This window comes from Pantoea sp. BAV 3049 (assembly GCF_009765445.1).
Lineage (GTDB): Bacteria > Pseudomonadota > Gammaproteobacteria > Enterobacterales > Enterobacteriaceae > Erwinia.
Genome location: NZ_WHOY01000031.1, coordinates 543,310 through 554,394, shown reverse-complemented (window position 1 = coordinate 554,394; position 11,085 = coordinate 543,310). Strand labels below are relative to the sequence as shown.

Annotated in this window: 11 protein-coding genes, 1 tRNA gene and 1 pseudogene; 5 read left to right on the top strand and 8 right to left on the bottom strand. The window is 53.9% G+C overall.

Features of this window, described 5'->3' with window-relative positions; all coding sequences use genetic code 11:
• Window positions 1-72: 72 nt before the first annotated feature.
• Window positions 73-148, bottom strand: a tRNA-Thr gene (locus tag GSQ70_RS03435).
• Between the two features lie 370 nt (window positions 149-518).
• Here GSQ70_RS03435 and GSQ70_RS03430 point away from each other — a divergent pair.
• Complete coding sequence (locus tag GSQ70_RS03430; RefSeq protein WP_158781166.1) at window positions 519-1,067, top strand: GNAT family N-acetyltransferase; 549 nt, start codon at window positions 519-521, stop codon at window positions 1,065-1,067.
• A 193-nt stretch (window positions 1,068-1,260) separates the two neighbouring features.
• Window positions 1,261-2,211 (top strand): type I pantothenate kinase, encoded by a 951-nt coding sequence (gene coaA / locus GSQ70_RS03425; RefSeq protein WP_158781164.1) that lies wholly within the window; start codon window positions 1,261-1,263, stop codon window positions 2,209-2,211.
• A 39-nt stretch (window positions 2,212-2,250) separates the two neighbouring features.
• On the opposite strand, the gene GSQ70_RS03420 is transcribed toward coaA, so the two are convergent.
• The 7 genes and pseudogenes from GSQ70_RS03420 to GSQ70_RS03390 all read right to left on the bottom strand — a co-directional run bounded on the left by GSQ70_RS03420 (window position 2,251) and on the right by GSQ70_RS03390 (window position 7,051).
• Window positions 2,251-3,147, bottom strand: coding sequence for an alpha/beta hydrolase (locus GSQ70_RS03420; RefSeq protein WP_158781162.1), 897 nt, complete (start codon window positions 3,145-3,147; stop codon window positions 2,251-2,253).
• Between the two features lie 280 nt (window positions 3,148-3,427).
• Window positions 3,428-3,934, bottom strand: coding sequence for a TIGR00645 family protein (locus tag GSQ70_RS03415; protein ID WP_158781160.1), 507 nt, complete (start codon window positions 3,932-3,934; stop codon window positions 3,428-3,430).
• A gap of 85 nt (window positions 3,935-4,019) precedes the next feature.
• Window positions 4,020-4,265, bottom strand: coding sequence for a hypothetical protein (locus tag GSQ70_RS03410; RefSeq protein ID WP_158781158.1), 246 nt, complete (start codon window positions 4,263-4,265; stop codon window positions 4,020-4,022).
• 50 nt (window positions 4,266-4,315) lie between these two features.
• Window positions 4,316-4,648, bottom strand: a complete 333-nt coding sequence (locus GSQ70_RS03405; RefSeq protein ID WP_158781156.1) for a helix-turn-helix domain-containing protein — start codon at window positions 4,646-4,648, stop codon at window positions 4,316-4,318.
• 254 nt (window positions 4,649-4,902) lie between these two features.
• A pseudogene (locus GSQ70_RS03400) lies at window positions 4,903-5,854 on the bottom strand (M20 family metallopeptidase).
• Between the two features lie 13 nt (window positions 5,855-5,867).
• Window positions 5,868-6,332, bottom strand: coding sequence for a YjiG family protein (locus GSQ70_RS03395; protein WP_158781154.1), 465 nt, complete (start codon window positions 6,330-6,332; stop codon window positions 5,868-5,870).
• Complete coding sequence (locus GSQ70_RS03390) at window positions 6,329-7,051, bottom strand: nucleoside recognition domain-containing protein (protein ID WP_158781152.1); 723 nt, start codon at window positions 7,049-7,051, stop codon at window positions 6,329-6,331. Before GSQ70_RS03390 ends, GSQ70_RS03395 begins: the two co-directional genes overlap by 4 nt.
• A gap of 254 nt (window positions 7,052-7,305) precedes the next feature.
• On the opposite strand from GSQ70_RS03390, the gene GSQ70_RS03385 reads away from it, so the two are divergent.
• The 3 genes from GSQ70_RS03385 (at window position 7,306) to GSQ70_RS03375 (ending at window position 11,084) form a co-directional block, all read left to right on the top strand.
• The gene (locus GSQ70_RS03385; protein ID WP_158781150.1) at window positions 7,306-8,211 is read left to right on the top strand and encodes a LysR family transcriptional regulator; all 906 of its coding nucleotides are present in this window, start codon (window positions 7,306-7,308) and stop codon (window positions 8,209-8,211) included.
• Between the two features lie 228 nt (window positions 8,212-8,439).
• Window positions 8,440-9,807, top strand: coding sequence for an MFS transporter (locus GSQ70_RS03380; protein WP_158781148.1), 1,368 nt, complete (start codon window positions 8,440-8,442; stop codon window positions 9,805-9,807).
• A gap of 146 nt (window positions 9,808-9,953) precedes the next feature.
• Complete coding sequence (locus GSQ70_RS03375; RefSeq protein ID WP_158781146.1) at window positions 9,954-11,084, top strand: GNAT family N-acetyltransferase; 1,131 nt, start codon at window positions 9,954-9,956, stop codon at window positions 11,082-11,084.
• Window position 11,085 lies beyond the last annotated feature (1 nt).

Genomic DNA, 11,085 nt, shown 5'->3' with positions numbered 1-11,085 from the left:
TTCGAAGTCGATGACGGCAGATTTACAGTCTGCTCCCTTTGGCCGCTCGGGAACCCCACCTGGGGTACTTGATGGTGCCGGCTACCGGAATCGAACTGGTGACCTACTGATTACAAGTCAGTTGCTCTACCAACTGAGCTAAGCCGGCATCAAGTGACGCGCATTCTAGGAAGACCGGCCGCATGATGCAACAAAAAAATCGCGATAAATGTTCTTATGCCTGGTATTTGTGCAATTCTTCGCAAATCGCCCCTCTTATTCAGGATTTCCGTTCAAATAATCAGCGTCAGGGCGGTTTTTTCACCACCTTATTCCGGGGCATCTGGCTGATAAAATCTGGCGGGCAGTAACGTCGTTAAATGAGAGCGGTGATTTTTTTTGCACCATGGCGATCGTTTTGCACGTTAAGCGTGCGTTTTTTCAGCAACACGACACATCTCTTTCCCATCCGGACTGCGTTTTGTGAATTGGATCACTTATTGCATTTCTTCTTATAGGCCAACAGAGGAGGACACCGCATGAAAATCGTGATGATCAATGCCGCCACCCTACCTGTCTATCGTAGCGAACTGGCAGAACTGCTGCTTAACGCAGTGACCAGCGACGCCGCGGATGGCGAACGACAACGTCTTTCTCAGGAGCAGGCAGAGAGTTATTTTCACAGCCTGCGGGCCGGGCTGGCTAAAGGAGACAGAAAGCTGTGGATTGCCCGCGACAATCAGGGCGTCACTGGCAGCGTCCAGCTGGAGGTTTGCCTGAAGCCGGAAGGCCGTAATCGCGCAGAGATTCAGCAACTGCTGGTTCACGATCGCGCCCGCCGCCTGGGCACCGGTAAAAAGCTGATGGCAGCTCTGGAAGAAGAAGCAATGAATCTGCAGCGCGGCCTCCTTTATCTGGATACGCCAGCAGGCGGTGCCGCCGAAGCTTTTTATCGCGCGCAGGGATATCGTTGCCTGGGCGAGTTGCCTGACTTCTCCTGCACTTCTGAAGGTTACTCCCACTCTGCCGTCATCTATTACAAGCGGCTGTTTGCGGTTAATCAGGTTATCAGGGCGATTGCCAGCTAAAAATTCAATAAATGCGGGTGCCGTTACGTTTGCACCCGCAGATTTTATTTTTCCTTCTGGTTAGGCCCCGTCTGGTGGTAACCTCCTGCCCATTGTTTTCTGAAATTTCCCTTAGTCCGTGAGTCGGCTTTGCCGCGCTCCTGAAATGTTTTCACATCACGACGGGCAAATTCTTGCTGGCAGAAGCATGCATATGAGTAAAAAAGAATCCTTGTTGACCACACCCTATCTGCAATTTAACCGCACTCAATGGGCCGCGCTGCGTGATTCCGTGCCGATGACCCTGAGTGAAGAGGAAGTTGCCCGTCTTGAGGGGATAAACGAAGATTTATCGATTGAGGAAGTGGCAGAGATCTATCTGCCGCTCTCCCGCCTGCTTAACTTTTATATCAGTTCCAATCTGCGCCGCCAGGCCGTGCTGGAACAGTTCCTCGGCACCAATGGCCAGAAGATCCCCTATATCATCAGCATTGCTGGCAGCGTGGCAGTGGGCAAAAGCACCACGGCTCGCGTACTGCAGGCTCTGCTCAGCCGCTGGCCGGAACACCGCCGCGTTGAGCTGATCACCACCGACGGTTTTCTGCATCCCAATGATGTGTTGAAAGAACGCGGGCTGATGAAGAAGAAAGGGTTCCCACAATCGTATGATATGCACCGGCTGGTGAATTTCGTGTCCGATCTGAAATCGGGTGCATCGCAGGTCACCGCTCCGGTTTATTCACACCTGATTTATGACGTCATTCCTGACGGCGATAAAGTGGTGCAACAACCGGATATCCTGATTCTGGAAGGGCTGAACGTGCTGCAGAGTGGTATGGATTATCCCCATGACCCGCATCACGTCTTTGTTTCTGACTTCGTGGATTTCTCCATTTACGTTGATGCCCCACAGGAGTTGCTGCAGCACTGGTACATCAATCGCTTCCTTAAATTCCGTCAGGGTGCCTTTACCGATCCCGATTCCTACTTCCACCACTACGCACAACTGCCGGAAGATGAAGCTGTGGGCATAGCGAAACAGCTGTGGGAAGAGATCAACCTGATGAATCTGAAGGAAAACATTCTGCCAACCCGCGAGCGGGCAAGCCTGATCATGACCAAAAGAGTTAATCACGCGGTGGATCTGGTGAGATTAAGAAAATAACCGCTGGCCGCCTCATTGCAGGTGGCCACGTTCACGTTTTTAGCGATGCGCATCAAGCCAGACAGCGTAGGCTTCATCCCAAATCGCCGCAGGCGTCCCCGCTTTACCCAAACCAAATCCATGCCCACCACGGGTAATTTTAATCTGCTGGACCGGCACACCCATCCGGCGGCAGGTATCGTGCATGATTTGCGTGTTATGCGGATTGGAAATTGGATCGTCATCGGCCTGCGCTAAAAATGTCGGCGGAAACTTACGTGTGACGTAGCTTTCCACGGACCAGCCAGCTTCATCCGCTGGAGAAGGATTTGCGCCGAGCAGCTCAAAATGAGTGTGCGTATTAGTGTAAGGGGGTTCGAGGGTGATCACCGGGTAGATTAACGCAGCGGTGTCCACCACCGGTACAATATGATCCATAGAGTCCTGCGGTTCATAAGTCACGAAATCAGGACGCGCCGCCGCCATACCCATCAGGTGGCCGCCAGCCGAGAAACCCAGCAGATGAACTTTGCGCTCCATTGAGCGAACCAACCTGATCGCCCGCTGGGCATCCTGCAGCGGTGCCAGCCGCCCGGCCTTCCACTTCTCACGCGGCAGCCGGTAACTCAGTACATAAGCAGTGTAGCCACGGGCATTCAACCAGCGCGCCACCGGCCAGGCTTCCCCCCCCATACCAATCCAGCGGTAACCGCCACCGGCCGCGATCAGCACTGCCGAACCGTTAGGCTCCTCAGGCTGAAAGCGTTGGATCGCAGGGCTGACAATATTCGACCATGAGCCGTTAGCAGAAATACGCAACTCCCCGCTCGGGCCTCCACCGCCAGGAGGATCGTCCTGCCAGAGAGGAATAATATCTTCTCTGGCAAACAGCTTTCCGGTCGTCATGGCAAGCAACGTGGCGCCGGTTCCCAGTATCAACCGACGACGACTAATCATCTGGCATTTCCATCCTCTGTGACAAACAAAATGACATAACCATGCCGCCGCACCGGACAGCCGTGCGTACAGAGGAAATATGCAATGTGAGTGCCAAAAACAATTGGGTAATTACGGGCCACACTATGCCGGGCTTTTATAGCCGTTTTTATTTATCGGCATGAAGGTGAAGTCTCTTCACCGCTTTTTATGCGATTTGCCCCCGATGAGGCAAGCAAAAAAAGACTCAGCAAGAAAAAAGAGGGGAAAACTGCCCGGAAAGACCAGGCAGGGAGTAAGGTCAATGGCTCGCGGCCTTTTCACGGCGGGACAGGCTGTCCAGGTAGCCCATCACAAAAGCGGACAGCACAAATGCCAGATGGATGATCACATACCACATCAGCTTGTTGTCCGGAATATTCCTTGCATCCATAAATACCCGCAGCAGATGAATAGAAGAGATCGCCACAATTGAGGCCGCGACTTTATTTTTCAGTGAGCCGGAGTCCATTTTGCCGAGCCAGCTGAGTTTTTCCTTGTCCGCGGAAATATCCAGTCTGGAGACGAAATTCTCATAGCCCGACAGCATCACCATCACCAGCAGGCCGCCGACCAGCGTCATGTCGATCATTGACAGTAAAACCAGCACCAGATCGTTTTCGGCCATCGCCAGCACATTTGGCAGCAGGTGAAAGACTTCCTGGAAAAACTTGATAGCCAGCGCTAACAGGCCAAGCGACAGCCCGAGATAAACCGGTGCCAGCAGCCAGCGCGAAGCATAAATAAGATTTTCAGTGAAACGTTCCATAACATCCCGTAGGCAGTTCAACACGGGCATCAGTATACCTGAGTCAATGTTAAATTCTGCATCGGGGCCGTCATAACCCCGGAATTTAACGGACTTTACTTGCCTGCGAGGTGGGGGCATTCTCCGTGGCCGGTTCCAGCACGCGCTGAACCTGGCGCTCATAGCCAGTCAGGCCCTGAGTCATTTCATTCCCGGCGCGGGCCTGACCGAAACAGAAGCCAGGATCGCACAAAGCCGCAGCATAGCTTACCGGCGCGGAAAGCGCGGTCGCTGAGGCAAAGCAAGGGCTGCCGAACACCAGAGCGATCAGGATTAGGGAAGATTTTTTCATGTTAGGTTGCCGTAGTTAACTCACTGCAGGATTACCCTGCCAGCGCTGACTCAGTAAAACTCCCGATGCTGATTGCGGTAGTCTCTGGGTGTGACGTTGAAATGCTTTTTGAACACGCGCTGGAAGCACTGCTGGGAAGAGAAACCCAGGTCCATTGAGATGGTCATGATAGTTTTGTGCGAGCTGACCAGACTTTTGGCGGCTTCATCCAGACGGCGGCAGCGGATAAATGAACCCAGGGTCATACCCTTTTTCTCTTTAAACGCACGCTGAAGATGCCATTTTGAATAGCCGGAACGCGCTGCCACGGCTTCAATATTTAACCCATCGTCCAGATGTTCTTCAATCCAGTCGATGATGACTTCCACGATTTCGCCTTTCACTTGCTCTCTCCTGCTTTAAGCTCCCTGCATACGGTGCCGCCAGCCCTGCCACGATGAAAATAATTACTGCTTTTTTTTATTGAATAAATTTTGATCTGCAACTAATAACGTAACTTATCAAAATTTTATGAAAAGAAGGATATAAAGAAGTCTAAAATAGTTCAAATAGATATTTTGAATCTTCATTTATAGACTTCATCTATAGTTTAACGAAATGATATCAGAACAGCCCGAGAGGGCTGCCCTGTGCTCCTTTAAAACAGGGAAACGATGCGACGTAACAGCCGAATTCGTGGTTCTATGGATGTCGTTTCCAGCCACTCAGCCGGGCTGTGGAAACCCGCGCCAATCGGACCCAGGCCATCAAGCGTCGGGATACCCAATGCGGCAGTATGATTTGCATCACTTCCCCCACCCACAGCCTGCCAGGTAATGGCAATCCCCTCTTCTTTTCCTGCCGCTTCCACTTTCTGCATCAGCAACTGCGTTGCCTCACTGGCCGCCATAGCGGGCTTATGAGTGAAACGGACAATCGAGGTGGTGACCCCTTCAAGAAAGCCTTTCGCACATAAAGCCTGAAGTTGGCTGTCGATACGATCGAATTCGTCGTTCTCCCAGAAACGTACATCCAGTTCAGCCGTCGCCTTATCGGCCACCACGTTTCCGGCACTTCCGCCATCAACAACGCCGACATTCAGCGTGGTGCCGCGCTGCCAGTCTGCCAGAGCGCTGATGACAATGACGCTGTGAGCCAGTGCGGTGATTGCCGAGCGCCCCTTTTCAGGATCGTTACCGGCATGCGCAGCGACCCCATTGAAGGTGAGCTGGTAACCCGCCATGCCCTTACGCGCTTTGACCAGCGAACCGTCCGCTCGCGCCGCCTCGCACACCAGTACGCAACGGGAACGCTTTGCCAGCCCGCCAATCCACTCATGTGAATAAACCGAGCCGGTCTCCTCATCCGGATTCATCGCGACCGCAATTGTCAGACGCCGGGCATCTGCTTCATCTAACCCGCGCATTGCCCACAGGATATTAAGCAGCCCACTTTTCATATCCGCCACGCCTGGGCCATAAAGGCGATTTCCATCCTGGCTCAACGGACGCCATGATGCCCGCCACTGTGGTGACGCCGTCAGGTGTCTGGGTACCGCAGTCAACATTCACCAGCATTTTCAGTTCTTCAATGTAATGTTCAAGATTCATTGTCACGTCCTTTTCAGAGAATAATGCGCATCAGCAGCATGGCCAGCAAAGCATTGATCACCGAAATGGCAATCATCAGCGGGATACGTCCGGCTCGCGTGCCGATCACGCCAAGAACCCGACCGAGATACTGCACCTGAGAGCCCATCAGATAGATGGCTGGTGCGAGGATCGCAAGGTGTTCGCCGGTAATCATCCCTTTATCAAGCAGCCCGATAGCCACACCGATACCGCCCCCCATCGACATCCAGCCACCAATCAGCACGGCAGCGGCTTCTCCCGGCAATCCAAACAGCCCCATCAGTGGCGCAAAAATCAGCCCCAGCCCTTTCAGCGCGCCGGTAATCTCCAGGGCTTTAATGATGATAAAGGCCATCACCACATTAGGCAGGGTGCTGGTCGTGGCAATGTTCCAGCCCTTGCGGGCACCTTCCACAAACACATCGGTAATAACAGGATTGGACTGGGGAGCACTCATGATGCTTCTCCTTCTGCCGGGGAAGCGACTGTAGCGGATTTTCCGGTCAATTTAATGATCAGGCGCATCAGATTCGCGCCGAAGATTTTCATCACGAACATCACCGCGATGCAGGCACCGATTGAGGTGGGAACCGCAGCCGTTCCATCTGCCGCCATCAGCGTGAACAGAATCGCGCCGGAAGAGAAAAAATTAGTGATCATTGCCCCGGCAGAAAACTGAAACATGGCAAAAACATCTTTCTCGTTTTCAGTAAGTTGCCCCTCATTGGCCAGATTTCGCGTCAGCGACGCACCGACATCCGTGCTTTGCAGGCTGCCAATCAGCGCCAGTCCGGTTATACCCGGTATACCCAACAATGGCCGTAACAGAGGAGTCAGCAGCTTACGGGCGGCACGCAGTGCGCCATAATGTTCCAGCACGTTGATCATGCCGAGAGCAAACATCACCGCGGGGATCAACCCCAGCGCAAACAGAAACCCATCCATCGCGCCGCTGCCGCCCGTACCACGAAACGCACTGGCTGCCGTGGTCAGGGTGCCCTCCTCCAGACTGGCTTTACTCACCACTTTGCCGAAAGTACCATTGAGCGTGGTGAAATCGAAAACGCCGTACCACTCTTTTCCGCTTAGCAGACCAGAGAAGAAAACCGCTGCAAATGCCAGCGCTAAGTATGCGCCAGGCCCTACCTTGTCATCCTCAGGTGCAGAACTGTTCATATCCTTTTCCTTGTTAAAGTGCGATCACGCAGGACCATTCTGGCGAAATTTCACTCAGGAAAAATGATGCAAATCATTACGTCACGGTACCGCCTGGAGAAAAAGACAAAAATGTGAGCCGTAAACGGAGTGTCTGCGTCCTCTTTTCAGTTATAAATGGCCTGGCAGTCAATATCGGATTTAAGATAGGGTTTAAATAGCTGAAATAGATAATTCAGAATCATATATAGAGATACCCCCTATCGAGGGCAGCCATGTTAGATCTCAATCTGGTCCGCGTGTTTACCGCCATCTATGAGACCCGCAGCGTCAGCGGAGCAGCAGACCGGCTATTTATCACTCAGCCCTCTGCAAGCTATGCGCTGGCGCGGCTGCGCAATGAAACTAACGACGAACTGTTCAAGCGCAGCCGTAAAGGAATGGAACCCACGCCGACAGCCGTTCAACTGTATAAGGTGTTTAAAAAATCCCTGACCGGCATTGAGCTGGCCGTGGCTGAAACCCGCAATTTCAACCCCGAAACCGCGCGCCATAAATTTCGCCTGGCCCTTTCCGACCTGGGCGAGCTGCTGTTACTGCCACGCCTGGTCACGCATCTTCGACAGGTCGCCCCTAACGTCCAGCTGGAAGTGCTCCCGGTGGATATGCAAAAACTGGATGAGTGGCTGCTGACCGGCAGGATTGATGCGGCCATCTGTAACCGCAACGAGACGGTCTCCTCCGCCCAACGCGAGCTGATTATGTATCAGCGCTACGTCTGCCTGCTGAACAGTAACCATCCACGCATTGGCGATAAGCTGACGATGGACGACTATATGCATGAGCAGCATGTGGTCGTCTCAGCCACCAGCGGCCACCATATTGTGGAAGATCGCCTGAAGGAGTTCGGGCTGGAGCGGGATATTGTGGTGGAGGTGCCCCACTTTGCCGCATTGGGTGAGCTGATCGCCTCCAGTGAACTGCTGGTGACGCTGCCTTTCAACGCTGCCAGCATCTACGTCAGGCGTGGCAATGGCCGCATCCTTGAGCTGCCTTTCAACGTGCCGAACCCGGAAGTTTTTCTGTACGCTCACACGGAAATTGGGGATATCACTGCCAAAACATGGTTTTACAACGTGCTGTGTCAGGCCGCACCGATGATGATCGACCCTGTCTCATAGAAGACTCTGCGACGGGAAAACCGGATGCAGAGCACATTCCGGATAAGCTTTTTCGCCAGCGAACCGGCCAGCGGCGTAAATGTGAACCGCTTCAACCAGCCTTGTGACTCTTACTGAATTCATCGCGATAATACGCCCGTAATTTCGACATCAGCACAATGACCCGCCCTGAAACGCCCTCCTATAGTTGAAGAAACCCCGCTTATTAGCAGCAGAAGGTTAATTATTATGACTGTAAAAAACAGCTCGCACGTCCGCGTGTGGATATTAATGCTGATATTATCTCTCTCCGTCATCGCCTATGCGGATCGTTCTATTCTCTCGATAGCCGGTGGAGCGATTAAGGATGAATTCGGCCTTTCACCCCTTCAACTCGGCTTTGTTCTTTCAGCTTTCAGCTGGGCATATGTTCTCGGCCAGATCCCCGGCGGTTTATTTCTTGACCGCTTCGGCACAAAAAAAGTGTATGGCGTGACGCTGGTGCTATGGTCACTTTCAACATTAGCGATGGGCTTTGTCGGAGAATTTGCCACAGGTATCACCAGCGCGCTGGTCATTATGTTTACTCTGCGCTTCGCTCTGGGATTAATAGAAGCGCCCAGCTTTCCGGCCAATGCCCGCATCGCCATTATGTGGTTTCCGAAAGCCGAACGCGGGCGCGCCTCTTCGCTCTTTGCCTCTTCTCAATATTTTGCCGTGGGAATTTTCTCTCCGCTTTCCGGCTGGCTGGTCTCAGAGTTTGGCTGGCCGTGGCCGTTTTTTGTGCTCGGTGTGATCGGTATCGTCGCCTTCTGCGCATGGCTCTGGTACATGCAGGAACCGCGTCAGCACCGTGGTGTTACCCCGCACGAGCTGAATTATATTGTTGAAGGCGGCGGCCTGATTGATATTGATTCCGCCGTGCAGAGAAAAGATAAATCACGCCTTTCCCGTGAAACTTTCCACAAGCTGTTAACGAACCGGATGCTGTGGTGCGCCTATATTGGCCAGTACTGCACTATCGCGCTGAGTTATTTCTTTATCACCTGGTTCCCTGTCTATCTGGTCCAGGCGCGGGGAATGGATATCCTTCACGCCGGATTTGCCACCGTCGCCCCTGCGCTGTTTGGTTTTGCCGGTGGCATCTCTGGAGGAATTATTTCCGACTACCTGATCCGCACCGGATGGTCAGTCTCGTGGGCACGGAAAACACCTTATATTGTCGGCATGCTGATGGCTGCCACCTTAATAGCTGCAGCCGTTGCCAACAGTAATTTCTGGGTCATTGCAATCATGTCTTTTGCTTTTTATGGCAAGGGGATTGCGGCAGGTGCAGGGACCTGGGCCATTATCAGCGATACCGCACCAAAAGAAGCCGTTGGCCTGGCCGGAGCAATATTTAACTGCGTCGGTAATATTGCCGGAATAGTGACGCCGATTATCTTCGGCTATCTGGTCGCGCTGACCGGCGGCTACAGTGTGGGTCTCGTATTTGTTGGCGCACACTGCGTGGTCGCAGCAGCCTGTTTCCTGTTTATCATGGGGCCAATTGTGCGCGTCGGCGGCGAAACGCCCGAAGACGAGGTTGGCTATCAGCTGCCGCAGCGTGCACGCTAATCAGGTTTAACCTGCCACCGCCGGGCTTTGACGCCCCGTGCGGTGGCGGCAGAAGACGTTGATCTTCGCGCGCAAAACCGTCACTTTAGCTCTTCATGATTCACCAGGTACGGGCCGCCGTACCGGTATGAAGACGGAGTGCATCGATGTCACTAACCCTTCTGACGCAGCTGGCCGATCTCCCCGCCAGTCAGTGGGATGCCCTCACCCCTGACGATCAGCCCTTTCTCCGCCACGCCTTTCTCAGCACGCTGGAAGAGAGCGGCTGCCTGGGCAAAGGTACCGGCTGGCAGCCACAACATCTGCTGTGGATGGAAAATGGCGAAGCTCGTGCTGCCTTGCCGGGCTACCGCAAAACCCACTCAATGGGCGAGTACGTGTTTGACCATGCCTGGGCTGATGCCTGCCTGCGGGCCGGTGTGCCTTACTACCCCAAATGGCTGGCCGCCGTTCCCTTCAGCCCGGTAACCGGAGCGCGTTTACTGGGTGAGCCTGATGCGGCACTAAAGCTGATGCGGGGCATTCCGGGCTTTCTGCAGGAGCAGCAGTTGTACAGTGCGCATATCAACTTCGGCAATGCTCAGACGGTGGAACTACTGGCCAGCCAGCCTCGCTGGCTGCATCGTCTTGGCTGCCAGTACCACTGGCACAATCCCGGCTACCGGGATTTCCAGGACTTCCTCGATACGTTGATGTCGCGCAAGCGCAAGCAGATCCGCAAGGAGCGCGAGCTGGTAGCCAGCCAGGGTTTTGAGTTTGAGTGGCTGGCGGGGCATCAGTTGACGGAAGCGCACTGGGACTTCGTTTATGCCTGCTATGCCAACACCTATGCCGTTCGCGGCCAGCGCCCCTATCTGACGCGCCAGTTCTTCAGCCTGCTGGCGGAGAGAATGCCGGAGGCGATCCGCGTGGTACTGGCGACGCAAAACGGTCTGGCCGCCGCGATGGCGTTCAGCCTGGTGGATGGCAATACCGTCTATGGTCGCTACTGGGGATGCCTGGAAGAATTTAACCGCCTGCATTTCGAAACCTGCTTCTACCAGGGTATGGATTACGCCATTGCCAATGGCCTGCAGCGGTTTGATGCAGGTGCACAGGGCGAACACAAGCTGGTGCGGGGCTTTGAGCCGACCATTACCCAGTCCTGGCACTATTTGCGCCATGAAGGGCTGCATGAAGCGGTGAAGGACTACCTGCAACAGGAACGGGAAGGTGTGCTGGCATGGGCAGAAGAAGCGCGGGAATCACTGCCCTTCCGGCGTAATGAAGCCGTTTGAC

What these genes read in the sequence shown, in the direction of transcription:
- GSQ70_RS03415 (WP_158781160.1), bottom strand. Translation starts at nt 3,934, where the DNA reads ATGGAACGTTTCACTGAAAATCTTATTTATGCTTCGCGCTGGCTGCTG.
- GSQ70_RS03390 (WP_158781152.1), bottom strand. Translation starts at nt 7,051, where the DNA reads ATGAACAGTTCTGCACCTGAGGATGACAAGGTAGGGCCTGGCGCATAC.
- GSQ70_RS03430 (WP_158781166.1), top strand. Translation starts at nt 519, where the DNA reads ATGAAAATCGTGATGATCAATGCCGCCACCCTACCTGTCTATCGTAGC.
- GSQ70_RS03410 (WP_158781158.1), bottom strand. Translation starts at nt 4,265, where the DNA reads ATGAAAAAATCTTCCCTAATCCTGATCGCTCTGGTGTTCGGCAGCCCT.
- GSQ70_RS03420 (WP_158781162.1), bottom strand. Translation starts at nt 3,147, where the DNA reads ATGATTAGTCGTCGTCGGTTGATACTGGGAACCGGCGCCACGTTGCTT.
- GSQ70_RS03385 (WP_158781150.1), top strand. Translation starts at nt 7,306, where the DNA reads ATGTTAGATCTCAATCTGGTCCGCGTGTTTACCGCCATCTATGAGACC.
- coaA (WP_158781164.1), top strand. Translation starts at nt 1,261, where the DNA reads ATGAGTAAAAAAGAATCCTTGTTGACCACACCCTATCTGCAATTTAAC.
- GSQ70_RS03380 (WP_158781148.1), top strand. Translation starts at nt 8,440, where the DNA reads ATGACTGTAAAAAACAGCTCGCACGTCCGCGTGTGGATATTAATGCTG.
- GSQ70_RS03395 (WP_158781154.1), bottom strand. Translation starts at nt 6,332, where the DNA reads ATGAGTGCTCCCCAGTCCAATCCTGTTATTACCGATGTGTTTGTGGAA.
- GSQ70_RS03375 (WP_158781146.1), top strand. Translation starts at nt 9,954, where the DNA reads ATGTCACTAACCCTTCTGACGCAGCTGGCCGATCTCCCCGCCAGTCAG.